This window comes from Azospirillum sp. A23 (assembly GCF_042938965.1).
In the GTDB taxonomy this organism is placed as follows: domain Bacteria; phylum Pseudomonadota; class Alphaproteobacteria; order Azospirillales; family Azospirillaceae; genus Azospirillum; species Azospirillum melinis.
The window spans coordinates 148,430-172,808 of record NZ_CP170666.1 but is presented as its reverse complement, the minus strand read 5'-3'; the positions used below and the strand labels follow the sequence as shown (position 1 = coordinate 172,808).

At 67.2% G+C, this 24,379-nt stretch carries 20 protein-coding genes; 13 read left to right on the top strand and 7 right to left on the bottom strand.

Annotated features, from left to right (window positions below; genetic code table 11):
- The first annotated feature begins 61 nt into the window (after positions 1-61).
- Positions 62-1,312 (top strand): ABC transporter permease, encoded by a 1,251-nt coding sequence (locus tag ABNQ40_RS09845; RefSeq protein ID WP_109049518.1) that lies wholly within the window; start codon positions 62-64, stop codon positions 1,310-1,312.
- The gene (locus ABNQ40_RS09840; protein ID WP_199235309.1) at positions 1,309-2,139 is read left to right on the top strand and encodes an ABC transporter permease; all 831 of its coding nucleotides are present in this window, start codon (positions 1,309-1,311) and stop codon (positions 2,137-2,139) included. Before ABNQ40_RS09845 ends, ABNQ40_RS09840 begins: the two co-directional genes overlap by 4 nt.
- Before the next feature lie 46 nt (positions 2,140-2,185).
- On the opposite strand, the gene ABNQ40_RS09835 is transcribed toward ABNQ40_RS09840, so the two are convergent.
- Positions 2,186-2,752 carry a cupin domain-containing protein gene (locus ABNQ40_RS09835; protein ID WP_109049517.1) on the bottom strand — a complete coding sequence of 189 codons (567 nt, stop codon included), beginning with the start codon at positions 2,750-2,752 and terminating at the stop codon, positions 2,186-2,188.
- Positions 2,753-2,971: 219 nt separating this feature from the next.
- Between ABNQ40_RS09835 and ABNQ40_RS09830 the strand changes: the two genes are divergently transcribed.
- The 3 genes from ABNQ40_RS09830 (at position 2,972) to ABNQ40_RS09820 (ending at position 7,139) form a co-directional block, all read left to right on the top strand.
- On the top strand, positions 2,972-4,432 hold the full coding sequence (locus tag ABNQ40_RS09830; RefSeq protein WP_199235509.1) for an NAD-dependent succinate-semialdehyde dehydrogenase: 1,461 nt from the start codon (positions 2,972-2,974) through the stop codon (positions 4,430-4,432).
- Positions 4,433-4,466: 34 nt separating this feature from the next.
- Positions 4,467-5,756 carry a 4-aminobutyrate--2-oxoglutarate transaminase gene (gene gabT / locus ABNQ40_RS09825; RefSeq protein ID WP_109049516.1) on the top strand — a complete coding sequence of 430 codons (1,290 nt, stop codon included), beginning with the start codon at positions 4,467-4,469 and terminating at the stop codon, positions 5,754-5,756.
- A 180-nt stretch (positions 5,757-5,936) separates the two neighbouring features.
- Positions 5,937-7,139, top strand: a complete 1,203-nt coding sequence (locus tag ABNQ40_RS09820; RefSeq protein WP_109049515.1) for a CaiB/BaiF CoA-transferase family protein — start codon at positions 5,937-5,939, stop codon at positions 7,137-7,139.
- Between the two features lie 45 nt (positions 7,140-7,184).
- On the opposite strand, the gene ABNQ40_RS09815 is transcribed toward ABNQ40_RS09820, so the two are convergent.
- A complete protein-coding gene (locus tag ABNQ40_RS09815; protein WP_109049514.1) occupies positions 7,185-8,225 on the bottom strand; it encodes a zinc-dependent alcohol dehydrogenase family protein in 1,041 nt (346 codons plus the stop codon).
- 136 nt (positions 8,226-8,361) lie between these two features.
- Here ABNQ40_RS09815 and ABNQ40_RS09810 point away from each other — a divergent pair, with 136 nt between their 5' ends.
- The gene (locus tag ABNQ40_RS09810) at positions 8,362-8,841 is read left to right on the top strand and encodes an Lrp/AsnC family transcriptional regulator (protein ID WP_109490892.1); all 480 of its coding nucleotides are present in this window, start codon (positions 8,362-8,364) and stop codon (positions 8,839-8,841) included.
- Positions 8,842-8,899: 58 nt separating this feature from the next.
- Here ABNQ40_RS09810 and ABNQ40_RS09805 read toward each other — a convergent pair whose 3' ends face one another.
- Entirely contained in the window at positions 8,900-10,588 is a 1,689-nt protein-coding gene (locus tag ABNQ40_RS09805) for a methyl-accepting chemotaxis protein (RefSeq protein WP_109049513.1), read from the bottom strand.
- A 478-nt stretch (positions 10,589-11,066) separates the two neighbouring features.
- Here ABNQ40_RS09805 and ABNQ40_RS09800 point away from each other — a divergent pair, with 478 nt between their 5' ends.
- Positions 11,067-11,969, top strand: a complete 903-nt coding sequence (locus ABNQ40_RS09800; protein WP_109049512.1) for a DMT family transporter — start codon at positions 11,067-11,069, stop codon at positions 11,967-11,969.
- 21 nt (positions 11,970-11,990) lie between these two features.
- On the opposite strand, the gene ABNQ40_RS09795 is transcribed toward ABNQ40_RS09800, so the two are convergent.
- From ABNQ40_RS09795 to ABNQ40_RS09785, 3 genes are read right to left on the bottom strand one after another with little or no spacing between them, the layout of a single operon-like run.
- Positions 11,991-12,365, bottom strand: coding sequence for a hypothetical protein (locus ABNQ40_RS09795; RefSeq protein WP_109049511.1), 375 nt, complete (start codon positions 12,363-12,365; stop codon positions 11,991-11,993).
- 35 nt (positions 12,366-12,400) lie between these two features.
- Complete coding sequence (locus ABNQ40_RS09790) at positions 12,401-13,702, bottom strand: hypothetical protein (protein ID WP_109049510.1); 1,302 nt, start codon at positions 13,700-13,702, stop codon at positions 12,401-12,403.
- 2 nt (positions 13,703-13,704) lie between these two features.
- On the bottom strand, positions 13,705-14,808 hold the full coding sequence (locus tag ABNQ40_RS09785; RefSeq protein ID WP_109049509.1) for a hypothetical protein: 1,104 nt from the start codon (positions 14,806-14,808) through the stop codon (positions 13,705-13,707).
- 214 nt (positions 14,809-15,022) lie between these two features.
- Between ABNQ40_RS09785 and ABNQ40_RS09780 the strand changes: the two genes are divergently transcribed.
- The 4 genes from ABNQ40_RS09780 (at position 15,023) to ABNQ40_RS09765 (ending at position 19,923) form a co-directional block, all read left to right on the top strand.
- Positions 15,023-17,047: an AsmA family protein gene (locus ABNQ40_RS09780; RefSeq protein WP_391346353.1), complete on the top strand. Its 2,025-nt coding sequence runs from the start codon at positions 15,023-15,025 to the stop codon at positions 17,045-17,047.
- 70 nt (positions 17,048-17,117) lie between these two features.
- On the top strand, positions 17,118-18,893 hold the full coding sequence (locus ABNQ40_RS09775) for an SLC13 family permease (protein ID WP_391346351.1): 1,776 nt from the start codon (positions 17,118-17,120) through the stop codon (positions 18,891-18,893).
- A 116-nt stretch (positions 18,894-19,009) separates the two neighbouring features.
- Entirely contained in the window at positions 19,010-19,489 is a 480-nt protein-coding gene (locus ABNQ40_RS09770; protein WP_098738057.1) for a hypothetical protein, read from the top strand.
- A 143-nt stretch (positions 19,490-19,632) separates the two neighbouring features.
- Positions 19,633-19,923 (top strand): hypothetical protein, encoded by a 291-nt coding sequence (locus ABNQ40_RS09765; RefSeq protein WP_174469996.1) that lies wholly within the window; start codon positions 19,633-19,635, stop codon positions 19,921-19,923.
- A gap of 51 nt (positions 19,924-19,974) precedes the next feature.
- Here the strand turns inward: ABNQ40_RS09765 and ABNQ40_RS09760 are convergent, their stop codons facing one another.
- Positions 19,975-21,006, bottom strand: a complete 1,032-nt coding sequence (locus tag ABNQ40_RS09760; RefSeq protein WP_391346348.1) for a purine-nucleoside phosphorylase — start codon at positions 21,004-21,006, stop codon at positions 19,975-19,977.
- Between the two features lie 204 nt (positions 21,007-21,210).
- On the opposite strand from ABNQ40_RS09760, the gene ABNQ40_RS09755 reads away from it, so the two are divergent.
- Both ABNQ40_RS09755 and ABNQ40_RS09750 read left to right on the top strand, forming a co-directional pair.
- Positions 21,211-22,374, top strand: coding sequence for an aminotransferase (locus tag ABNQ40_RS09755; protein ID WP_391346346.1), 1,164 nt, complete (start codon positions 21,211-21,213; stop codon positions 22,372-22,374).
- A gap of 164 nt (positions 22,375-22,538) precedes the next feature.
- Entirely contained in the window at positions 22,539-24,197 is a 1,659-nt protein-coding gene (locus tag ABNQ40_RS09750) for a sensor histidine kinase (RefSeq protein WP_109049502.1), read from the top strand.
- Positions 24,198-24,379 lie beyond the last annotated feature (182 nt).

The window sequence follows — 24,379 nt, the reverse complement described above, 5'->3', positions numbered from 1 at the left end:
AGGGGATGGTCCCGGGTTTTGGGGCTCTATGCACCTGCGTCTTTCCAACAGGACAATGCCGATGACAGCCGCATTCGTTGCCGGCGCCGACGTGCCGTTGAAGCGTCGATTGAAACGGGCCGAGCGGGCCCGGCAGTTCCGTGCGCTGGGTCTGGTGCTGCCGCTGCTGGCCTTCCTGCTGTTCACCTTCGTCGTGCCGCTCGCCGGCATGATCTGGAAGTCTGCGGACGACTGGGAGGTGCCGCAGGTGATGCCGCAGACCGTCGCGGCGCTGGAGCATTGGAACGGCCAGGGCCTGCCCGACGAGGCCGCCTTCGCCGCACTCGCCGCCGACATGCGCACCGCGCGCGAGGCCGGAACGCTGGCCGTCGCGGCCAAGCGGCTGAACTACATCGTCAACGGCTACCGCACGACGCTGCTCTCCACCGCGCGCAAGCTGAAGGAGCAACCCGCTCCCGGCACCGCGAAGGAGACGATGATCGGCCTCTCGCCCGCCTGGGGCGAACGCGAGAGCTGGACGGCGATCAAGAGCGCCAGCGGCCCGGTCACCAGCTATTACCTGCTGGCCGCCGTCGACCTGACCCGCAACGCCGACGGCGCCATCGTGGCCGCCCCGCCGGATCAGGCGATCTACCGCGACGTCTTCATCCGCACCTTCACCATCGGCTTCGGCGTCACGGCGCTCTGCCTGATCCTGGGATTCCCGGTCGCCTATCTGCTGGCGAACCTGCCGACCGGCCGGTCGAACCTGCTGATGATCTTCGTGCTGCTGCCCTTCTGGACCTCGCTCTTGGTGCGCACCTGCGCCTGGATCGTGATCCTGCAGAGCGAGGGCATCGTCAACGGCTCGCTGCAATGGCTGGGCGTGATCGACGAGCCGATGCGGCTGATCTACAACCGCTTCGGCGTCTACATGGCGATGACCCATGTGCTGCTGCCCTTCATGATCCTGCCGCTCTACAGCGTCATGCGCGGCATCTCGCCGGCCTACATGCGGGCCGCCGCCTCTCTGGGCGCGCCGCCGGCGACCGCCTTCCTGCGCATCTACCTGCCGCAGACCATTCCGGGCATCGGCGCCGGCTGCCTGCTCGTCTTCATCCTGGCCATCGGCTACTACATCACGCCGGCGCTCGTCGGCGGGGCCGCCGACCAGATGATTTCGTCCTTCATCGCCTTCTACACCACGGAAACGGTCAACTGGGGCCTCGCCTCGGCGCTGGGTGCGGTTCTGCTGCTCTCCACGCTGGTGCTGGCGCTGGTCTACGGCAAGCTGGCGCTCGGCCGCCAGACGACGGGAGGTCTGAAGAATTGAGCGCGAACCATTCCCCCCAGACCGCCAGCCAGCGCTTCGCCTGGATGGCGACGGTCGTCGCCTCCACGCTGGTGTTCATCTTCCTGATGGCGCCGATCCTGGCGATCGTGCCGCTCTCCTTCAGTTCCAGCACCTACCTGACCTATCCGCTGCCCGGCCTGTCGCTGCGCTGGTACGAGGATTTCCTCGGCTCCGCCCGCTGGATGAACGCGCTGAAGAACAGCGTCATCATCGGCGTGGCGTCGTCCATGCTGTCGATGGCGCTGGGCACGCTGGCCTCGCTGGGGCTGGCCCAGTGGAAGAGCAAGTGGAAGCCGCTGGTGCTGGCCGTCGTGCTGTCGCCGATGGTGGTCCCGGTCGTCATCACCGCGGTCGGCGTCTATTTCTTCTTCGCGCCGCTGGGGCTGACCGGCAACTATCTCGGCCTGATCCTGGTCCACACCGCGCTGGCGACGCCCTTCGTCGTCATCACCGTGTCGGCGACCCTGCAGAGCTTCGACATGACGCTGGCGAAGGCCGCCGCCTCGCTGGGCGCGCCGCCGCTGCTGACCTTCCGCAAGGTGATCCTGCCGCTGATCCTGCCGGGTCTTGCGTCGGGCGCCCTGTTCGCCTTCGCCACCAGCTTCGACGAGGTGGTGACGGTGCTGTTCCTCGCCGGGCCGGAGCAGCGCACGCTGCCGCGTGAGATGTTCAGCGGCATCCGCGAGAACATCAGCCCGACCATCACCGCGGTGGCGGTGGTGCTGACGGTGATCTCGGTCTGCATGCTGTCGACGCTGGAAATCCTGCGCCGGCGCAACGAACGGCTGAAGGGGAAGGCGGAGTAGGGGGAGTGGCTGACGGGGAGGGGATTACGCTCCTCCCCGATCCCGCTCACAGATAGGGCGGGGTGCAGGCGCTGATCACCTCGCACTCAACCTCGCCGATGTTGCGGAAGCGGTGGCTGACGCGGCTGTCGAAGAAATAGGCGTCGCCGGGGCCGAGAAGCTGCTTGCGGTCACCCACCGTCAGTTCGATCTGGCCCTTGATGACGATACCGCCTTCCTCTCCCTCGTGCTGGAGCATGGTGCGGCCGGTGTCGGCGCCGGGGGCGTAGCGTTCGTGGAGGATTTGCAGGTTGCGGCTGCGCAGGTCGCCGACCTGACGGAAGGAAACCTGGCCGACCGTGCCCTTCAGCTCGCCGGCCAGCTCGATCAGTTCGTCGCCCTTGAAGAAGATCTGTTCGGGCGGCGGCAGGTCATCGGAGGAGAAGAATTCGGCCAGGGTCATCGGGATGCCCTGAAGCACCTTGCGCAGCGACGACACGGACGGGCTGCTGCGGTTCTGCTCGATCAGAGAGATCGTGCCGTTGGTCACTCCGGCTCGCTGGGCGAGCGCCCGCTGCGACAGCCCATGCTGCTCGCGGATCTGCTTCAACCTGGCGCCGACATCGAATTCCATCACCGGACTCCTGCTCCTCACCCGCTCTAGGCAATAGCCCATTCGTGCAACCCCGTCATCAGAATATGAACAGCTAAACAGGGGTTGTTTAATTTATTAAACATGGTAGGCTTCTGTCCAAGGTCCAGGCCCCCGCGCAGGAAATCCTTGAATGCCAAGGAAGTTTTCGCCGGGCGCGGCCGGCCGGTTCCATATTCCTTCATCCAGGGCGGATCGAACATGCTGTCGCTGAACGACCAGGGCCTTCTCCGAACCAAGGGCTACGTGAACGGTGCGTGGCGCTCGGCCGATTCCGGGAAGAGCTTCCCGGTCACCAACCCCGCCACCGGCGCCGTCATCGCCGAAGTGTCCGACATGGGCGCGGCCGAGACGCGTGCGGCCATCGACGCCGCCAACGCCGCCCTGCCGGCGTGGAAGGCCAAGACCGCCAAGGAGCGCGCGGCCATCATGCGCCGCTGGTACGAGCTGATCCTCGCGGCGCAGGAGGATCTGGCCCAGCTGATGACCGCCGAGCAGGGCAAGCCGTTGACCGAATCGCGCGGCGAAGTCGTCTATGGCGCGTCCTTCATCGAGTGGTTCGCGGAGGAGGGCAAGCGCGCCTACGGCGACGTGATCCCGAGCTTCGCCGCCAACAAGCGCATCGTCGTGCTGAAGGAGGCCATCGGCGTCGTCGCGGCGATCACGCCGTGGAACTTCCCGAATGCCATGATCACCCGCAAGGTGGCTCCGGCGCTGGCCGCCGGCTGCACCGTGGTGGTCAAGCCGGCCGAGGACACCCCGCTGTCGGCGCTGGCGCTGGCCGAGCTGGCCGAGCGCGCCGGCTTCCCGGCCGGCGTCTTCAACATCGTCATGGGCAGCGAGCCGGCCGCCATCGGCAACGAGCTGACCCACAGCCCCATCGTCCGCAAGGTCAGCTTCACCGGCTCGACCGAGGTCGGCAAGCTGCTGATGCGGCAGGCCGCCAGCACGGTCAAGAAGGTGTCCTTGGAGCTGGGCGGCAACGCTCCCTTCATCGTCTTCGACGACGCCGACCTGGACGAGGCGGTCAAGGGCGCCATGGCGTCGAAGTACCGCAATGCCGGCCAGACCTGCGTCTGCGCCAACCGCCTGCTGGTCCAGGCCGGCGTCTATGACGCCTTCGCCGCCAAGCTGGCCGAGGCCGTCAAGGCGTTGAAGGTCGGCGACGGCACCGAGCCCGGCGTCACCCAGGGTCCGCTGATCAATGCCGACGCCATCGCCAAGGTGGAAGAGCTGATGGGCGACGCGCTGGAGAAGGGCGCCACCGTCGCTCTCGGCGGCAAGCGCCACGCGCTGGGCGGCACCTTCTTCGAGCCGACCATCCTGACCGGCATCACCACCGAGATGCGCGTCGCCCGCGAGGAGATCTTCGGCCCGGTCGCCCCGCTGTTCAAGTTCGAGACGGAAGAGGACGCCATCCGCATGGCGAACGACACCGAGTTCGGGCTTGCCGCCTATTTCTACAGCCGCGACATCGGCCGCGTCTGGCGCGTGGCGGAAAAGCTGGAATACGGCATCGTCGGCATCAACGAGGGCATCATCTCGACCGAGGTGGCTCCCTTCGGCGGCGTCAAGGAGTCCGGCATCGGCCGCGAAGGCTCCAAGTACGGCCTCGATGATTTCATGGAAGTCAAATATCTCTGCGTCGGCCTCGGCGCCTGATCCCCCCAAGGGAAAAGACAAAGGAACACAGACCATGACCACCAACCAGTCCTTCGTCGCCCGTCGCGAGGCCGCCGTCTCCCGTGGCATCTCCGCCGGCATGCCCTTCTACATCGACCGCGCTGAGAATGCCGAGATGTGGGACATCGAGGGCAAGCGCTTCATCGATTTCGCCGGCGGCATCGCCGTGCTGAACACCGGCCACCGCCATCCGAAGGTGATGGAGGCGGTGAAGGCGCAGTTGGACCGCTTCACCCACACCTGCGCGATGGTCACGCCCTATGACAGCTTCGTCGAGCTGGCGGAGAAGCTGAACGCGCTGGTCCCCGGCCCGACGCCGAAGAAGACCGCCTTCTTCACCACCGGTGCCGAGGCGGTCGAGAACGCCGTCAAGGTCGCCCGCGCCGCCACCGGCCGTCCGGGCGTGGTCGCCTTCTCCGGCGGCTTCCACGGCCGCACGCTGCTGACCATGGGCCTGACCGGCAAGGTCGTGCCCTACAAGGTCGGCTTTGGCCCGTTCCCGGCCGAGATCTTCCACGTGCCGTTCCCCAACGCCTATCGCGGCATCAGCGAGGCGGAGAGCCTGAAGGCGCTGGACACCCTGTTCAAGTCCGACGTCGATCCGGCCCGCGTCGCCGCGATCATCATCGAGCCGGTGCAGGGCGAGGGCGGCTTCAACATCGCCAGCCCGTCCTTCCTCCAGTCGCTGCGCGCGGTCTGCGACAAGCACGGCATCGTCATGATCGTCGACGAGATCCAGACCGGCTTCGCCCGCACCGGCAAGATGTTCGCCTTCGAGCATGCCGGGATCGAGCCGGACCTCGTCACCATGGCGAAGAGCCTGGCCGGCGGCTTCCCGCTGTCGGCGCTGACCGGCAAGGCGGCGCTGATGGATGCCCCGATCCCCGGCGGCCTGGGCGGCACCTATGCCGGCAGCCCGCTGGCGACCACCGCGGCGCTGGCCGTCATCAACGTCATCGAGGAAGAGAAGCTGGTCGAGCGCAGCGAGCAGCTGGGCGAGCGCATCGCCGGCCGCTTCCGCACCATGGCCCAGCGCAACAGCCTGTCGGTGATCGGTGACGTCCGCAACCTGGGCGCCATGGTCGCCATGGAGCTGGTCACCGACCGCGAGACCAAGGAGCCGGCGGCCGACCTGACCAAGGCTCTGGTCGCCAAGGCGGCGGAAAAGGGCCTGATCCTGCTGTCCTGCGGCACCTACGCCAACGTCATCCGCATCCTGGTCCCGCTGACCGCCTCCGATGCCCTGGTCGACGAAGGCCTGGACATCATCGAGCGCTCGCTGGAAGAACTGGTGTCGGCGTAATCAGACTCTCCCTCTCCCGCCCCGGGAGAGGGAAGGGGCCCAAGCGAAGCTTGGGAAGGGTGAGGGGCGATCCAAGGATTTGAATCCATGTCTGGATCACCCCTCACCCTCCCGCCTTCGGCGGGGCCCTCCCTCTCCCGGGGCAGGAGAGGGCAATAACACCAACAGGAGGAAGACACCTTGGCCGGACCCTTGTCGCACATCCGGGTGCTGGAGCTGTCGCGCGTGCTGGCTGGGCCGTGGTCGGCGCAGACGCTGGCCGATCTCGGCGCCGACGTGATCAAGGTGGAACGGCCCGGTGCCGGCGACGATACCCGCGCCTGGGGCCCGCCCTGGGCCGGCGACCAGTCGGCCTATTTCCTGTCGACCAACCGCGGCAAGCGGTCGATCACCATCGACTTCGAACGGCCGGAAGGGCAGGAGCTTGTCCGCAGGCTCGCCGCCCAGGCCGACGTCGTCATCGAGAATTTCAAGGTCGGCGGGCTGGTCAAATACGGCCTCGACTATGACAGCCTGAAGGCGGTCAACCCGCGGCTGGTCTATTGCTCGATCACCGGCTTCGGCCAGACCGGGCCGTACCGCAACCGTGCCGGCTACGACTTCATGATCCAGGGCATGGGCGGGCTGATGAGCATCACCGGCCAGCCCGACGGCGAGCCGGGCGGCGGTCCGGTCAAGGTCGGTGTCGCGGTGACCGACATCTTCACCGGCCTCTACGCCACCATCGGCATCATGGGCGCGCTTGCCCACCGCGACCGCACCGGCGAAGGGCAGCAGGTCGATCTGGCCCTGCTCGACGTGCAGGTGGCGGTGTTGGCGAACCAAGCGATGAACTGCCTGGTCGGCGGCAAGGCGCCGCAGCGGCTCGGCAACGCCCATCCGAACATCGTGCCCTATCAGGCCTTCGCCACCCGCGACGGCTACATCATCCTGGCGGTCGGCAACGACGGCCAGTTCGCCAAGTTCTGCACGGTCGCCGGCCGCCCCGATCTGGCGAAGGACGAGCGTTACGCCACCAACCCGGCCCGCGTCGCCAACCGCAAGGAACTGGTGGCCCTGCTGGAGGAGCTGATCCGCACCCGCGACAGCCAGGACTGGCTGGGCGCGCTGGAGCAGGTCGGCGTGCCCTGCGGCCCGATCAACGATCTGGCCGCGGTCTTCGAAGACCCGCAGGTCAAGGCCCGCAACATCCACCAGGATCTGCCGCACCCGACCCAGGGCAGCGTGCCGACGGTGGCGAGCCCGATCCGCTACAGCGGCACCCCGCTGGTCCACGACACCGCCCCGCCGACGCTGGGCCAGCACACCGACACGGTGCTCGCCGAGTCCCTCGGGCTGGGCGAGGCCGACATCGCCGCCCTGCGCGAGAAGGGCGTGATCTGACAGCCGGAGATGAGGCCGGAAAGCAGGAGCTTTCCGGTTTTATCGTCAGAACTCCGTAACCACGGTGACGCCGGTGCCCTCGAACCTGTCCATGCTCATCAGGGCGTCGATGGACTGTTCCAGCGTGATCGTCCGGCCGATCAGCTTCTCCGGCGCCAGCTTGCCGGACCGCATCATCTCCAGCATCGCGTCATAGCGGTGGGCCTGCATGCCGTGGCTGCCGAGGATTTCCAGCTCATTGGCGATGACGCGGCTCATCGGAATGGCTGGCGTGCTGTTCTCGGCCAGCATCAGCCCGACCTGCACATGCTTGCCCCGCTTGCGCAGGTTGCTGATCGAGTTGAAGCAGGTGGTGGGGTGGCCCAGCGCGTCGAGCGAGACATGGGCGCCGCCGCGGGTGGTCTCGATCACCGCTTCGGCGACCTCCCCGACCTCCGACGCATTCACCGTGGCGACGGCGCCGAGCGCGCGGGCCAGGGCGAGCTTGTCTTCCGAGATGTCAACGGCGACGACATTGGCGCCCACCGCATTGGCGATCATGATCGCCGACAGGCCGACGCCGCCGCAGCCGTGAACGGCGACCCATTGGCCGGCGGAGGTATTGCCCTGGTCGATGACGGCGCGGAACGAGGTCACGAAGCGGCAGCCGAGGCTCGCCGCCGTGGTGAAGGCCATGCTCTCCGGCAGCCCCACCAGATTGATGTCCGCCTGATGCAGGCCGACATACTGGGCGAACGACCCCCAATGGGTGAAGCCGGGCTGGAACTGCCGGTCGCAGACCTGATGGTTGCCGGAATGGCATTCGGGACAGGCGCCGCAGCCGCCGACGAACGGGACCGTCACCCGGTCCCCGACCCGCCATTTCGTCACGTCCCTGCCGACCGCCTCGACGATGCCGGCCAGTTCGTGGCCGGGAACATGGGGAAGCTGGATGTCGGTGTCGTGGCCGACCCAGCCGTGCCAGTCGCTGCGGCAAACGCCGGTCGCCATCACCTTGACGACGACGCCATGCGGCTCCGGCGTCGGATCGGGCACGGTCATGATTTTGGGCGGGGCGGAAAATGCCTCGTAGACCACGGCTTTCATCGGGGGGACTCCGTCTGGACGCTCCCCGCAGTCTACGACGGACCCACTGAAATTGGCTTTCAATTGAAGATCGGTTGAACCGCAGATATGAAGGATTCTTTCTTTTGATTGCTCGCTGGTGAAGGAGTCCTTCGACATGGACCCGCTGGACAAAGTGGATGCCGCGATTGCCGACCGGCTGCAACAGGATGGCCGGCTGTCCAACGCCAGGCTCTCCGAACAGCTGGCGCTCAGCGAGGCGTCCTGCTGGCGGCGTCAGAAGCGTTTGGAGGAAAGCGGAGTGATCAAGGGCTATCAGGCGGTTCTCGACCGCCGCAAGCTCGGCTTCGGCGTCATGGCCTTCGTGCAGATCGTCTGTACCCAGCATGGCGAGGAGGTGACCGCGGCTTTCGAGGCGATCATCCAGGGCTGCCCCTCCGTTTTGAGCTGCCACAACACCACCGGAGAGGCGGATTTCCTACTGGTCGTCGTCGCGCGCGATCTCGACGATTACAGCGGATTCGTCGACCGGGTGCTTCGGAAGCTGCCGGGCGTGGCCAGCATCCGGTCGAACCTTTCGCTGCGGGAGATGAAGGAGACCAACCGGCTACCCGTTCAACAGGCGCCCTATCGATGACACCCGCTCCTGTCCGGGGAAAGGGTGTCATCCATGGGCTTTCCCGTGTGGTGTCGCGTCAGGCCGCGCGGACGCCACGCAGGAATTCATCGACCGCGCTGCTGAGCGTCCTGGCTTCCCGCGACAGCTCGCCGGCCGCATCCAGCACCTGGCCCGCCATGCTGCCGCTCTCGCTGGCGGCCCTCTGCACCTCAATGACGTTGGTGGAAACCTCCCGGGTGCCGGACGCCGCTTGCGTCACGTTGCGGGAGATCTCGCCGGTCGCCGCGTTCTGTTCTTCAACGGCGGAGGCGATGGCGGTGGCAATCCCGCTCATCTGCGTGATCGTCGCGCCGATCCCCTTGATAGCCTCGACGGCGTCCGCCGTCACCGCCTGCATGGCGGCAATCTGGGCGGCGATTTCGTCGGTCGCCCTTGCGGTCTGGGTGGCGAGGCCCTTCACCTCCGACGCCACCACGGCAAAACCCTTGCCCGCCTCGCCGGCTCGGGCGGCCTCGATGGTGGCGTTCAGCGCCAGCAGGTTGGTCTGGCCGGCGATGGACTGGATCAGCCCGACCACCTCGCCGATCTTCTGCGCGGCTTCGGCAAGACCGGCCACGGTGTCGTTGGTCCGCGCCGCGTCCTGAACCGCCTGGGCGGCGATCTGCGACGAATTGCTGACCTGCTTGGAGATTTCGACCAGCGAGGCCGACATTTCCTCCGCGGCGGCGGCAACGGTCTGCACGTTGGCGGAGGTCTGTTCGGCCGCCGTCGCCGAGGCGCCGGCCTGATGGCTGGTCTGTTCCGCCGTTCCCACCATCGACGTAGCCACCGACTGCATCCTGCTCGACGCCGTCGCGACGCTTTCCACCACCGCTTTGACGCTGTCTTCGAAGCGCTGGGCCATTGCCGCCATCGCCGCCTTGCGCTCGGCTTCGGCTTTTGCCTTCACCCCCTCCTGCTCGGACGTCAATCGGGCGTTGTCGATGGCATTCTGCTTGAACACCTCGACGGTCCTGGCCATCGCGCCGATCTCGTCGCCGCGGTCCCGGCCCTGGATCGCAACGCTGTTGTCGCCGGCGGCGAGCCGCTCCATGACGCCGGTCATAGCCCGGATCGGCGCGGCGATTCCACGTGACTGCAGGATGCCGGCCACCAGTGCGATGGCGATCATCGCGCCACCGCCGATCAGATTGCTGGTATAGGAGGCGGAAAAGGCATTCGCCTGCTCGGCGCTGCGCATGGTCAGCAGATCGCGCTCAACCTTGTCGATCTCGGCGATCTTGGCACGCAGTCCGTCCATCGACGCCTTTCCGGCGCCCGAGGCTTCCAGCCCTCGGGCCTGATCGCGGGTGTCCGCCTTGGACATCAGGGCGATCTCCTTTTCGGCGACCGAGGTCCGCCAGGTCTGGGCAAGCCGATCCACGTCCGCGAATCGCGCCTGCTGTGCCGCATTGTCCGCCGTCAGCCGCTTGGCATTCGTCAGGGCCTCCGCATAGGCCCGCTGTCCTGCCCGGTACGGTTCCAGGAACTTTTCATCTGCGGAAACCAGATAGCCGCGCACGCCGGTTTCCTGGTCCACCATCGCCGCCTGGATTCGGGATATCTCTTCAAGGACCTTGTAGGTGTGGGTGGTCCAGCCGTTCGATGTCTCGATGAACGACAATTTCGAATACCCAAAGACAGCGACGACCATGGAGACCATGACCAGAGAGGCGAAAGCCGCCGTGAGTTTGGTCGAAATAGAAAAATCCCGAACCTTGACCATGATTTCTCCTTTCCCATTCATCGAGTTCTGCAAATTTCAGAAGAAATGTAAATTTCTAGAAATTTGGAGTCTGAACTTTGGATGGGATTTTCTGGGTTGATCTGTGTGATCATTCGTCTGCGGAGATTATAAAACTGGCGGAGAAGTCATACGCAAGTATGGGAAAACCCTTGCCGCCCGTAAATCCTTATAAAAAAAGTGGTAAATTCTGCTAAGGGGAATTTAAAGATATGGATCAGGGTCTTGAAAGATATTTGCGGTCTTTGTGCATATCGCGATCGCAACGGCGTCTGGACGGTCGCTGATCTGTCGTCCGCAATACTCATCCCAGCCATGCGGGCCGACCGCGTCCATCGCCGGTGCAGAGCTTGCACTCATGCGGTATTCCAGCATTATCGGGCACGGTTCAGCCGCCAAGCGCAAAATCGGCCCGCGGCACCTCTGAACGTCACGCCTCAACCAACTCCCGGACCCATCCATGACCGCGGCCCCCGCGACCGACACACGTGCCGGTATCCTGATGATGCTGGGCGGGATGACGCTCTTCACGCTGAACGACGCGCTCGGCAAATGGCTGGTGGCCGACCATCCGGTCGCCATGCTGCTGGCCGTGCGCAGCCTGTTCGGGCTGGCGGTGCTGGCGCCGATGATCTGGCGCGAGGGTATTGCCGCGGTCTTCGCGGTGGACCGGCTGCCGCTGCACATCCTGCGTGTGCTGCTGATGACGGTGGATGTCGCCTGCTTCTACTGGGCGGTCGGTTATCTGCCGCTGGCCGACGTGATGACCATCTACATGTCGGCGCCGCTGATCGTCACCGCGCTGTCGGTGCTGGTCCTGCGCGAAAGTGTCGGCTGGCGCCGCTGGGTGGCGGTGCTGGTCGGTTTCGTCGGCGTCGTCATCGTGCTGAACCCGACCGGCCGCTTCGACCTGTGGCCGTCGCTGGTGGCGCTGATCGGCGCCTTCATCTTCTCCAGCGGCGTGATCTCCACCCGCGTCCTGCGCTCCGCCTCCAGCCTGACGCTGGTCGGCAACCAGATGGTCGGCGGCCTGCTGATCGGCGGGGTGACGCTGCCCTGGACCTGGGAGGCGCCGGGCTGGCTCGGCTTCATCCTGCTGGGGCTGCTGGGCGTCACCGCGCTGGCCGGCCACGCCATGATGAACCGCTCTCTGCAACTCAGCCCGGCCGCGGTGGTGGTGCCGTTCCAGTATGTGTCGATCCTGTGGGCGGTGATCCTCGACCTTGCCGTCTGGGGCACGGCCCCCACCGCGCGCATGGGGGTGGGGGCGGCGCTGATCATCGGCAGCGGGCTGTTCATCGTCTACCGCGAACAGCGCCTCAAGCGCGGCGTCGCCGCCGAAGGGGTGGCAGAGGTGCCCTGATGTGGTGCCGTAGGTTCCGGCTTACAGCGCGAAATACCGCGGCACCAGCCTGACCGTCACCGGGTCCACCGGACGCCAGCCATAGTCGCGGATGACGTCGTTGGACTCCACCGGGCGCCGCCCGTCCGCCAGCGACCAGGTGATGTGGTAGGTCGATCCGTCCGGCCGGTCGCTGGCGCCGTCGACGGCGACGACCAGCGCCTGCACCCCCTCGCCGTCGTCGGCATAGCCGATCACGTCGGCCTCGGTGGCGGCGGGCAGCGGCTCCTGCGGCCCGACGCCGAAGGTCAGGGTCACATGGTCGGCGACCAGCCTCTCATAGCGGGGCGGAAGCAGGGCCAGCAGGCGCCCGCGCTCGTCCGCCGGCAGTTCCCACCCGGTGTATCCCGATCCCATCGCCCGCTCCTCCGAACCGAAAGGCGCCGGCACACTCACCGCCGGCCGCCGCTCATGATGTCGTCCATGATCTTATTCGCTTCGGCCGGTCCGGCAATCAGTTCGATCATGCGGATGGCGGTATAGCCGGTGCGGGTGCTGCCGGCGGGACCGGCCAGCGCCTGCTGCGCCTTTTCCGTCAGCGAGGCGGTGGTCTTCTGCGTCATCTCCCGCAGCTCGCCGCGCAGCCCCAGCGTATCGGCGATGGTCGCGCATTTGCGCAGTGCACGGGCGTGGTTCTCCGCCTGGGCGAGCTGGGCGCGTCCTTCGCTGCCGCCCTCCAGCGCGCCGATGGCGGCGACGATGCCGGCATCGGCGTCCTGCAACACCTGGGTCTTCACCATGGCGTGGACGGAACTGCGGACCTGCTTCAGCCGCTGGTCGAACTCCTTGTTGCGGCTGTGCTCCATCGCCGCCCGCGTGGCGTCCAGGCTGGCGACGAGGTCGAGCGCCAGATCGGCCACCGCCATGCGGTCGCTGCCCGGGGTGTCCTGCCAACTGCGCGAGCGGTCCTCGATCTGGGCGACGACGGTGCCGCTCAGCTGCATGAACAGGGCGGCGCGGTCGGCCGACTTCTGGCCCAGATCCATGTCCCACAGCCCGCCCAGCAGCACCGACGGATCGGTCAGGCGCGAGGCGGCGAGCAGGATGAAGATCCGCAGCGACTCCGGTCTGGCGCGGGACAGCCGGCGGCCGATGGTCTGGATCGCCTCGATATGGTCGCCATGGAGCTTCGGCACCGGCTTGGGCGACAGCGCCGCCTTCAGCTCCATGATCTCGGGTGCGATGGACAGGAGGATGGCGATGTCCGCGAGCGCCCGCGTCCGGCTGGGGTTCATCCGCAGGTCGAGCGCTTCGCTGAAATGCCCGGCCACCGCCCCCTGGGCAATCTTCGTCACCGCCGCGGCGCATTCTCCCCAGAAGGCTTCGGTCAGCGCCTTGCGCTCCGGCCCGTTCTGCAGGGCCGGGCGGAAGGCGCGCATGTGCTCCTTGCCGACCTCGGCCTCGACCAGCGGCCACAGGCTGTTCATCAGCGACCGTTCGATCACGCTAAGCGGCACCGGGTCGGCCTTGCCCAGTGCTTCGAACAGGTCTTCGAACGGATTGCAGAACAGCCGCTTCAGCGTCGGCCGGCGGTGCAGCCGCAACTCGACCAGCCGGGGGCGGATCACGGCGATGGTGCGCTGGATGTCGGGATGATCGTTCATCTGCTCCAGCAGATCGACGATCTGGCGGAACTTGGGCTCGTCGATGTCCAGAAGCTTGTCGCCCAGCGCGACCAGATCCCTCATCTCCATGATCAGGCCGCTCTCCCTTTGATCGTCTCGATCCGCATGACCAGATCGACATCGAGCTGGCCGCTGCGCCAGTCGACATAAGCGCGCACCGATCGCTTGTGGCTGTTGATCAACTTGTCCGCCAGCGCGGACTGCTCGGCGCGGCCCTCGTCCTTCGGCAGCAGGGGGATGACGCGGAAGATGTCGTGGACGGTCATGTCCTGGGTGTAGCGGTCCTGGGTCAGCGCATCGTTCCACAGCAGGATCAGATATTCCCAGCCGTCGAGCAGCCAGGACAGCCGGCTCGACGCCTTGCGGATCTGCGGACGCTTGGTCTCCCACTGGCGCAGCAACACCTCGAACGACGCCATCGCCTGATCGAACTGGCCGATGACGTTGCGGGCGTGGTTGACCGTATGCTCCGCCACCTCGGCGCAGAAGCCGCCGATGGGGGCCGCTTCCGACACGTTGTCGGTCGCCCAGTCGGTCATGCTGTCGCGGAACCCCTGGAGATCGCGCATCAGCCGCCGCAGCCGCGCCGGCTTGGGCGAGCTGGCGAGCCCGATGGCCTCCATCATCAGCGCCAGCTCGGCGATGCGGCCATAGAGTTCCTTCGGTTCCATAGCCAGACGCTGCGCCGCCTTCATCATCAGGTCGCGCGTCAGCTTCTGCCCTTCGGCAGAGGTCAGGCCGACCTTCAGGATCTCCGTCGATTCCAGGCCGACCGCCCTCAGCGCCTCGACGATCAGCTGGTAGTTGATCAGAAGCCGCTGGTCCTCGTCGTCGCTTAACGCCGCTTCCGCCGCCGCCACGGCACCGCCGCCGGCCAGACCGCAGCGCGCCGCCTCCAGCACCGCCTTGCGGATGTCGTCGGGCGAGCAGCCGTCGGCCTTGGCGATCAGATCGTGCAGCATCCGGTCGTGCACGGTCATCGGGAAGGCCAGCGGCAGCGACTTCCACGGAACCACATAGACGCCGCGCCCTTCCGAAAGGTTGGGCACCAGCACCTCCAGCTGGTCGCGGCTGTCCTTGCGCACGCGGGTCTGCGCCAGCACCGGCGTGGTGAAGGCCACGGCGGCACCGCGTTCCTCGAAGGTGGACGGGGCGAAATTGGTCAGAGAACGCATCTTGTCCTGCGGCCCTGGCTGCGGGGGTGGGGCGTCGTTCGATTACGGCGCTGCGATACTGAATTTTGCGTTAAATCCAATATAAGCGCCAACGGAATATATAACTTTCGGGCAGGAGCGTTGGATCTCTTGCGGTAACCCCTGCTTCCGGCCTTCGCTGTTCCGCCCCCTTGTCCGTTGTCAGGGGAAGGGACGGTGCGCGGAGGGCAGGGGGATGAAAGCGGGTGCGGGATCGGTGTTCAAATGGATCGGCTACGGCCTGCTGGGCCTCGTCGGTCTTATCGTCGTCGGGGTCGGCGCGGTGGTGCTGCTGTTCGACTGGAACGACGCCCGCGGCTTTGTCGCCCGCCATGCCTCGGCGGCGCTGAACCGCGAGGTCGCCATCGACGGCGACCTGCGCGTGCATCTCGGCCACCCGATCCGCATCCATCTGGAAGGGCTGCGCATCGCCAACGCCGACTGGGCGCAGGACAGGACGATGGCGGAGATCAGGGCGCTGGACGCCTCGCTGCGCCCCTGGCCGCTGCTGCGCGGCAACTGGGAACTGCCGGAACTGAAGGTCGAAGGGCCGAAGCTGATCCTGGAAAAGAACGGCAAGGGCGAGGCGAACTGGAATTTCGGCCCGCCCAACGCGGAGAAGGAAGTGGCGAAGGAGGCCGTGACTCCCGACAAGCGCGGCGACATTCCGGTGATCGAGCGGCTGCTGATCGCCGACGGCAGGATTCGCTACCGCGACCCCACAAGTGACATCGACATCGACAACACCATCAACACCGCGACCGGCGACAATGACAGCGACACCGTGCAGCTGAACGGCAAGGGCAACTTCGCCGGCAAGCCTTTCACCCTGGCGGTGGAGGGCGGCTCGCTGCTCTCCCTGCGCGACGATCCCAAGCCCTATCCGCTCAAGATCGACGCCGCCGTCGGCAAGACCAAGGGCCGCATCGAAGGGTCGGTGGCGGAGCCGGTGAAGCTGGAGGGCGTCGACCTGTCGGTGGCGCTCAGCGGCAACGATCTGGCGGAGATCTTCCCGATCCTCGGCATCCCGACGCCGAAGACCCGGCCCTATTCCATTTCCGGCCATCTGTCGCGCGAAGGGGGCCTGTGGGCCTTCCACGGCATGAACGGCAAGGTCGGCGAGAGCGACCTGTCCGGCGACCTGTCGGTCGACACCAACGGCGAACGCCCGATGGTGAAGGCCGACCTCACCTCCAACCGGCTGGCGGCCCAGGATCTGGCCGGCCTGATCGGCGCTTCGCCGCGCGGCAGCGGCGACTACCCGACCCGCGGCAACGGCCGCGTCATCCCCGCCACCCCGGTGAATGTGGAGATGCTGCGCAACACCGACATGGATGTCCGCCTGCGCGGCAAGCGGGTCGAGGCGCCCTTCGCCCCGTTGCAGGATCTGGACATGCGGGTCAGGCTGGCCAACGGCGACCTGCATTTCGATCCGCTGTCGCTGGGCATCGGCGGCGGGCGGATCACCGGCACGGTGCAGGTGGACGGCAGCCGCAAGGTGCCGGCGATGCGCACCAACCTGGACATCCGCGCGATGAAGCTGTCCACCTTCTTCAGCGAAACCTCCCTGGCGGGCCAGATCGGCGGTACGGTGGCCGGGCGCATCCAGCTTGCCGGTTCCGGCAAGACGGTGGCCGACCTGCTGGGCAGTTCCGACGGCAAGATCGGCGTCGCGGTGGACGGCGGACGGGTCACCAGCCTTGCGGTCAAGGGGCTGAAGACCAACATCCTGGAAACGCTGGGCGTGGCCATTTCCGGGTCGAAGCCGATGCCCTTCAACTGCCTGGTCGGCAACATGTCGGTGCAGAACGGTGTCGCCCAGGTCGAGGCGCTGGTGCTCGACACGCCGGAAACGCTGGTCACCGGCAAGGGCCGGATCAGCCTGCGCAACGAGTCGCTCGACCTGCGCATCGTCGGCGATTCGAAGTCGCCGCAGGTCTTCGCCACCCACGTCCCGGTGCTGGTCGGCGGCACGCTGGGCAACCCCGACATCGGCGTCGATCCCACCGAGTCGGCGGCGCGGGGTGCGGCGGCGGTGGCGCTGGGCGTGCTGCTGACCCCGCTGGCCGGCGTGCTGCCCTTCCTTGACCCGGGCAGTGAGGAACAGCCACAGTGCGGCCGGCTGGTGCAGGATGCCCGGTCCCCCGACAAGGGGCCAGCGGCATCCGGCAAATCGGGCGATGGCCGCGGGGACGGGAAGGCGTCGGGTTCGGCGCGCTGACCGGACGCACAACCGCGTTCCCCTGTCCGGCCCGGCTCCGGATCACAGGATAAGGACGCTGCCTTTCCCAATGACCATCGACCAGATGTTATCGTTTGGGATCATCGGCGCGGTGATCGCGCTGCTGATCTGGGACCGGCTGCGGTACGACCTTGTCGGGATGATCGCCCTGCTGGCCTCGGTCGCCGCCGGAATCGTGCCGGCGAAGGAGGCGTTCCAGGGCTTTTCCGACGACATCGTCATCATCGTCGGATCGGCCCTGGTGGTCAGCGCCGCCGTCGGCCGGTCCGGCGTGGTGGAGGCGGCGATGCGCCCGCTGACCGCGCGCATGACCGGCGTCTGGACCCAGGTGGCGGTTCTGGCCGGGGCGGTGACCATGCTGTCGGCCATCGTCAAGAACATCGGCGCGCTGGCCATCTTCATGCCCATCGCCTTGCAGGTCGCGCGGCGGAGCGGCACGCCGGTGTCGCTGCTGTTGATGCCGATGGCCTTCGGCTCGCTGCTGGGCGGGCTGATGACGCTGGTCGGCACCTCGCCCAACATCATCGTGTCGCGCGTGCGGGCGGAGATGACCGGCGAGCCCTTCCACATGTTCGACTTCACGCCCGTGGGGCTGGTGATCGCGCTGGTCGGCGTCGTCTTCCTGACGGTCGGCTACCGGCTGCTGCCGAAGGGACGGGCGGCGGGGGCCGGACCGGCCTTCAACATCGACGATTATACGGCGGAGGCGCGGCTGCCCGCCGGCTCGCAGTTCGTCGGCCGTACGGTGGAGGAGTTGGAATCCTTCGGCGAGAACGAGGTGACCGTCGCCGCCATCGTGCGCGAGAATTATCGCCGCTATGTCCCGTCGGGCCATTGGGTGCTGTTCGCCGACGACATCCTGGTGCTGGAGGGCGATACCATGGCGCTGGGCGATCTGGTCAAGCGCGCCGGCTTGCGCATGATGCACGACAAGGACCAGGAGGGGGTCGAGAACGAGGACGACATCGCCGTGGTCGAGGCGGTGGTGGAGCAGCGTTCCGCCATGATCGGCCACAGCATCGAGGAGGTGAACCTGCGCGAGCGGTTCGGCGCCAATCTGGTGGCGCTCAGCCGGCGCGGCCGGCCGATCCGCCAGAGGCTGCGCCGCATCCGCCTGCAATCGGGCGATCTGGTGGTGCTGCAATGCCGGCAGGCCGCCGTCTCCGACACGCTGGCCGAGTTGGGCTGCCTGCCGCTGGCCGAGCGCAACCTCGCCATCGGCCGCACGCCGAAGCGCGCCGCGGCGGTGGCGGTGCTGGGGCTGACCGTTACGCTGGTCGCCACCGGGCTGGTGCCGGTCGCCATCGCCTTCTTCGGGGCGGCGGTGGCGATGACCGCCCTGAAGGTGGTCAGCCTGCGCGATGCCTACGAGGCCATCGAATGGCCGATCCTGGTGCTTCTGGGATCCCTGATCCCGGTCAGCGAGACGCTGCGCACCACCGGCGGCACCGAACTGATCGCCGGCTTCCTGTCGGAGATGTCGCAGGGACTGCCGCCGGCGGGGGCGCTGGCGATGATCATGGTGGCGGCGATGGCGGTGACGCCCTTCCTGAACAACGCCGCGACGGTGCTGGTGATGGCGCCCATCGGCGCCAGCCTCGCCACCCATCTCGGGCTGCGGCCCGACGCCTTCCTGATGGCGGTGGCGATCGGCGCCGGATGCGACTTCCTCACCCCCATCGGCCACCAGTGCAACACGCTGGTGATGGGCCCCGGCGGCTACCGTTTCGGCGATTACTGGCGGCTCGGCCTGCCGCTGTCGATCATGGTCGTGGTGTTCGGCACGACGGCCATCGCGATCTTCTGGCCGCTGGTGCCGCACTGAGGGGCAGGTCCGCCGAACCCCGTCCGTTCACGGGATCGTGTGTTCATGACCGGTTCCGTGTTCCCTCCGTCTGGTGTAGGCTTCTTAGCGGGGCTGAAGCCTGACGGGAGGCTGGAATGTCGGTGTGGCGCCGCTATCTGGTGAAGGACGTGACCGGCCGGCTGGTCGATCTGCCGAGCCGCCTGCTCGACCGTGCCGACGACGGCACCGCGCCGCTGCCGCATTTCGCCGGCCGTTGCGTGGAGGTGGTGGCGGCGGTGATCGTCGGCGACCGCGAGGCCCAGGCCCGCGTCACCGAACTGGCCTTCACCAAGCTGTATTTCGACCAGATGGGCTATGTCGACGCCGCCAAGCGCGAGCGGATGATCCGCCTGATGCTGGAAAGCTGCGCCGACCGCCGCTGCCCGCCGCCGAGCCGGGGCAAAGCGCCGGACGGATGCGCCCACCTGTCCCGCCGCGCCGTCGCCGCCCGCGACCAGCTGATCCGCGAATTCGGCTGGGAACCCAAGCCCGCCGAACGCGACGCCGCCCTCAGCCGCCTGGACCCGGCCCGCCTGCGCGCCGCGCCACCGGAACCGATGCGCACGCTGCATTGAAAATCGGGGCATTGAGTCCAGCCCCTTTCCGGGGCGGGAGAAGACGCGCTCCCACACCTGCAAAGGGGAGGGGGGCCTTTTCGAGCCGCTCCCCCAGGCCCATATGCGGACGAACGCAAAGCTTGGAGCCTGTCGAACCGCAGATGAGTCCTCCCGATACCGCCCAGACGCTGTCTTTCGCGCGCGTGCGACAGCTGGCCCTGATCGGCGCCGGATGCACGATCATCCTGCTCGGCCTGCTGATCGCCCCCTTGCCCGGTCCCGGCGGCCTGCCGGTGATGCTGCTCGGCGGCGTGCTGGTGCTGCGCAACTCCGCCGACGCCCGCCGTCTGTTCGTACGGGGCAAGCGCCGCTATCCCCGCATCTTCAGCCCGGTCGAACGCATCCGGCTGAAGCTGCGCAACCGCCGCCTGCGCAAGATTTACGGCGAGTAGGCCGCAAGCGCCTGCCGGGCGGTTTCCCGGCAGGCGCTGAGATCCTGTTAGTCAGGGAGCGGGCAGGGCCGGAACGCCGTCCTTCCACTGGTCCCAATGGCCGACGATGTGGTCGACCATCCGCGACCCGACCAGCTCCACATTCTCCACCGTCTCGGCGAAGCCGCCGGCGGTCTCGCCCGGCTTCGGGTCGAGGTGCTGGAGCGTGGTCTCGTTCGGGTTGCCCTGGTCGAAATTGACCGCGCCGCGCAGGCTCATCACCCGGTCGGAGCCTTGCAGCCGCTTGATGACCAGCGTGATCGCCGCCGCCTCCATCTCGGTGATGACGTAGTCGTCCGCGCCATAGAGCTTGGCGATGTACTGCGCCTGGGCCGACATGCCGGGACCGTGGAAGAAGGTGTCGCCCGTCATGTGCGTGCCGGTGCCCACAAAAGGAGCACGCTGTGCCGCTTCCTGCGGATAGCGCTTGCGGTAGGCGCGGGCGGAGTCGCTGTCCTTCAGCGGCGTGTCGGCGGTCAGGCGCATCGCCCAGGACACCAGCGCCGGGTTCATCGGGAACAGCCGCACCGCCTCGTAGCCCTTGCGCGGCATGAAGGTCGGCTCGCCCGGCTTGTTCTCCTCCGGCGCCCAGCGGTGGCCGAGGTCATAGTCGACCACCCAGGTCGCCCAGCTCACTTCGCCGATGGTGCCGCGCGACGGCGGGGTGCCGGCCACGCCGGTGACCATGAAATAGGCTTGCGACAGGTCGAGCTGCGGATTCAGCAGGATCGCCTGCATCGAGGCCGACGAACTGACCTTGCCCATGCCCAGCACCGATCCGCAGACGCCGTCGGCGTTGCAGTAGACCGGGTTCAGCGCGCCCTTCACCGTGATCGGCTCGGCCGTCTGCCAATAGCGCTCGTACCAGTGCTGGAACTCGCCGGCGCGGTCGCCGGTGTTCTTGCCGATCTCGAACATCGAGCCGACGAACACCTTGACCTTGATCAGTTCCGCAGCCTGCACGGAACCGGCCAGCCCGAACAGGACCAGAGCCGGGACCAAAGCCGACAGGGCGGCACCGCGGCAGCGGGAAGAAAATGACATCGGAATTACACTCCTTGGGACAGAAACTTACCTGAGTATGCAACAGCCATACCATGGCCGTCTCCATCGCTCGGTGGGAGTCCAAACGATTTTGCCGACCACCAGCAACCGCTCCTCTGCGGTCTGCCCTGCGGAAGCGGGCACTGGACAGCGTCGCCCCGCAGCGGCCATCTTGTGCGTCCGTTCGCATGAGGAGGCTTTCCGGTGAAGTCGGGCAACGCGCTGCTGTCCAGCTATGGCACCACCATTTTCGAGGTCATGTCCCGCCTGTCGGAGGAGCATGGCGCGATCAACCTGGGCCAGGGATTCCCCGACGACCGCGGGCCGGCCGACGTGCTGCAAACCGCGGCCGATGCGCTGCTGACCGGGTGGAACCAGTACCCGTCGATGATGGGCACGCCCGATCTGCGTCAGGCGCTGGCCGCCCACGCCGGCCGCTTCTACGGGCTCGACGTCGACTGGAAGACCGAGACGATGGTCACCTCCGGTGCGACCGAGGCGCTGACCGCCTGCCTGCTCGGCCTGATAAATCCGGGCGACGAGGTCGTGCTGTTCCAGCCGATGTACGACAGCTACCTGCCTATCGTCCGGCTGGCCGGCGGCGTGCCGCGCTTCGTTTCGCTGAAGGCGCCGGACTGGAGCTTCAGCCGCGCCGATCTGGAGGCCGCTTTCTCCCCGCGCACCAAGCTGGTGCTGATCAACGATCCGCTGAATCCCGCCGCCAAGGTCTTTGACCGTGCCGAGCTGGAGCTGATCGCCGAGTTCGTGCAGCGCCACGACGCGCTGGCGGTCTGCGACGAGGTGTATGAGCACATCGTCTTCGACGGTCGCCGCCACATCCCGCTGATGAGCCTGCCGGGCATGCGCGACCGCTGCCTGAAGATCGGGTCCGCCGGCAAGACCTTCTCGTTGACCGGCTGGAAGGTCGGCTACGTCACCGCCGCCCCGCATTTGTTGCAGCCGGTCGCCAAGGCACACCAGTTCCTGACCTTCACCACCCCGCCGAACCTCCAGGCCGCCGTCGCCTACGGGCTGGGCAAGGAGGAGGGCTATTTCACCGGGCTCGCCGCCGGGCTCCAGGCCAAGCGCGACCGGCTGTCGGCCGGTCTCGCCTCGGTCGGGTTCGACGTGCTGCCCAGTGCCGGCACCTATTTCGTCGCCGCCGACATCTCGCGCTTCGGCTTCGACGGCGACGATCAGGCCTTCTGCCGCTGGCTGGTGGCGGAGGCGAAGGTCGCCGCCATCCCCGTCAGCGCCTTCTTCGTGGAGAACGCGCCGACCAACGTCGTGCGCTTCTGCTTCTCAAAGAAGGACGAAGTGCTCGACACCGCCATCGAGCGGCTGCGGCACCGTTTCGTGTCAAAATAGAAATCCACGGGCACAATTGGTAGGTGGACAAACAGTTTGGATATTTGACAAGTCTTAACCGATTGGCGCGATGATCGGCTCCACCCCCGCCGCATCGCGCCCGACGTTACGGATCGGCGCTGCGGACCGGATGCGGGGGGCGGTGGAACGGCGGAGCGCAGGGCATGCCACGTCTCCCGACCTTTCGGTTCCCCTCCATCAGGGCGCTGTCCATCCGGAACGGCATCCTGATGGCGACTGCCCTGGCGCTGGCCGGGGTGTGGGCCGGCTATGCCCTGATGGCGTCCTCCATGCTGGAAAGCCAGATGCGGGAGGCCATCGTCAATGCCCAGACGACGGCACGTGCTTATGAAAGCAGCACCAGCCGCACCATGCATGACGTCGACACCACGCTGCGCTCCTTCGCCGAACGCTATGCCGAAGGCGGCTTGCCCCGCGCCCGCCGCATCATCGACGACGGGCTCTACGACACCGGCCTGATCCATCATTTCAGCGTCTTCGGTCCCGACGGCGCCCAGCTTTTCCGCAGCGAGGGGATGGGGCCGCCCGAAGGGCTGGAGGGCAGCGGCCTGATCGCCTATCACCAGGGGGAGGGGCGGTCGCTGATGAAGATCGGACTGCCCTTCAACGGCTCGGCGACCGGGCGGCCGCTGCTGCGCTTTTCCCGGCGGCTGGAGGATGCGGCGGGGGAGTTCGCCGGCGTGGCCGTCGCCAATGTCGATCCCGATCACCTCTCGGGCTTCTACCGGCAGGCCGATGTCGGCCGCAACGGGGTGGTCACGCTGGTCGGGCTGGACCGGGTCATCCGCGCCCGCGGCTCCAAGGACGGCAAGGATTCCGTCGGGCTCGACGGCTCCAGTTCCAATCTGTGGGTGGCGTTGCAGCAGTCGCTGAGCGGGGTTTTCTGGCAGGACAGCATCGCCGACGGCATCCGCCGCGCCTACGCCTACCGGCCGGTCGAGGGCTACCCGCTGATTCTCGTCGTCGGCATCGCGGTGAAGGACATCGACGCCGCGGTCGCCGGCTTCCGTGGGCAGATGCGGATCATCGCGGCGCTGCTCAGCGTCTCCATCCTGCTGGTCGCCGCCTTCCTGCTGGTCCAGCAGCGCAATGCCGAGCGGCTGGCGGCGGCGCTGGCGGTCAACCGCGATTTCCTGGCCCGCGTCAGCCACGAGCTGCGCACGCCGCTGAACGCGATCCTCGGTTTTTCCGAGATCATCAAGGACCAGATGTTCGGACAGGACGCCGGTCCGCGCTACGCCGACTATGCCCGCGACATCCATGCCTCCGGCCAGCATCTGCTGACCCTGATCGACGACATCCTCGACCTGTCGCGCCTGCAGGCCGGCAAATTCGCCCTGCTGATGGAGGATGTCGACCCGGTCGCCGCCGCCGAATGGGCGCTCCGCATCGTCGCCCCCCAGGCGGAGCAGAAGTCGATCCGGCTGGAGATCAACCGCCCGCTGTCGCCCACGCTGGTGCGCGCGGACGAGCGGGCGCTGAAGCAGATGCTGCTGAACCTGCTGGGCAACGCCCTGAAATTCACGCCGGAGAACGGGCGGGTGCTGGTCAGCGTCGCGCGCGGGGTGAATGGCCGCTGCGTCGTCCGCGTCACCGACAACGGCATCGGCATGACGGCGGAGGAGTTGCGGCAGGCCTCCATTCCCTTCGGCCAGACCTCCGCGCTCACCACCCAGCCCGGCCGCGGCACCGGCCTCGGCCTGCCCATCGTCAAGTCGCTGATCGAGGCGCATGGCGGCAGCCTCCGCATCGACAGCCGGCCGGGGCAGGGCAGCCAGGTCACGCTGGAATTCGCCGCCTGACCCTGCCGCCGCCTGCCGTTTCCGGCGCGCGATCAAAGCGATCTTCGGGACGGCGCCGCAAAGCCATGGCGAAACCCCTGCCGCTTGGGCATACTCCGCGCCGGTTTTATCCAGGTCCGAGCCGACGCCAGGGCTGCCCCCGGCCGCGTGCTTCCGGATCCACCCGCGGAATTGGGGCCTGT

Bases quoted from the DNA above. Each gene is read 5' to 3' on its own strand.
- ABNQ40_RS09775 (WP_391346351.1), top strand. From the start codon at position 17,118: ATGACCATCGACCAGATGTTATCGTTTGGGATCATCGGCGCGGTGATC.
- gabT (WP_109049516.1), top strand. From the start codon at position 4,467: ATGACCACCAACCAGTCCTTCGTCGCCCGTCGCGAGGCCGCCGTCTCC.
- ABNQ40_RS09815 (WP_109049514.1), bottom strand. From the start codon at position 8,225: ATGAAAGCCGTGGTCTACGAGGCATTTTCCGCCCCGCCCAAAATCATG.
- ABNQ40_RS09800 (WP_109049512.1), top strand. From the start codon at position 11,067: ATGACCGCGGCCCCCGCGACCGACACACGTGCCGGTATCCTGATGATG.
- ABNQ40_RS09750 (WP_109049502.1), top strand. From the start codon at position 22,539: ATGCCACGTCTCCCGACCTTTCGGTTCCCCTCCATCAGGGCGCTGTCC.
- ABNQ40_RS09785 (WP_109049509.1), bottom strand. From the start codon at position 14,808: ATGCGTTCTCTGACCAATTTCGCCCCGTCCACCTTCGAGGAACGCGGT.
- ABNQ40_RS09835 (WP_109049517.1), bottom strand. From the start codon at position 2,752: ATGGAATTCGATGTCGGCGCCAGGTTGAAGCAGATCCGCGAGCAGCAT.
- ABNQ40_RS09845 (WP_109049518.1), top strand. From the start codon at position 62: ATGACAGCCGCATTCGTTGCCGGCGCCGACGTGCCGTTGAAGCGTCGA.
- ABNQ40_RS09795 (WP_109049511.1), bottom strand. From the start codon at position 12,365: ATGGGATCGGGATACACCGGGTGGGAACTGCCGGCGGACGAGCGCGGG.
- ABNQ40_RS09830 (WP_199235509.1), top strand. From the start codon at position 2,972: ATGCTGTCGCTGAACGACCAGGGCCTTCTCCGAACCAAGGGCTACGTG.
- ABNQ40_RS09765 (WP_174469996.1), top strand. From the start codon at position 19,633: ATGAGTCCTCCCGATACCGCCCAGACGCTGTCTTTCGCGCGCGTGCGA.
- ABNQ40_RS09760 (WP_391346348.1), bottom strand. From the start codon at position 21,006: ATGTCATTTTCTTCCCGCTGCCGCGGTGCCGCCCTGTCGGCTTTGGTC.
- ABNQ40_RS09810 (WP_109490892.1), top strand. From the start codon at position 8,362: ATGGACCCGCTGGACAAAGTGGATGCCGCGATTGCCGACCGGCTGCAA.
- ABNQ40_RS09805 (WP_109049513.1), bottom strand. From the start codon at position 10,588: ATGGTCAAGGTTCGGGATTTTTCTATTTCGACCAAACTCACGGCGGCT.
- ABNQ40_RS09790 (WP_109049510.1), bottom strand. From the start codon at position 13,702: ATGGAGATGAGGGATCTGGTCGCGCTGGGCGACAAGCTTCTGGACATC.
- ABNQ40_RS09780 (WP_391346353.1), top strand. From the start codon at position 15,023: ATGAAAGCGGGTGCGGGATCGGTGTTCAAATGGATCGGCTACGGCCTG.
- ABNQ40_RS09770 (WP_098738057.1), top strand. From the start codon at position 19,010: ATGTCGGTGTGGCGCCGCTATCTGGTGAAGGACGTGACCGGCCGGCTG.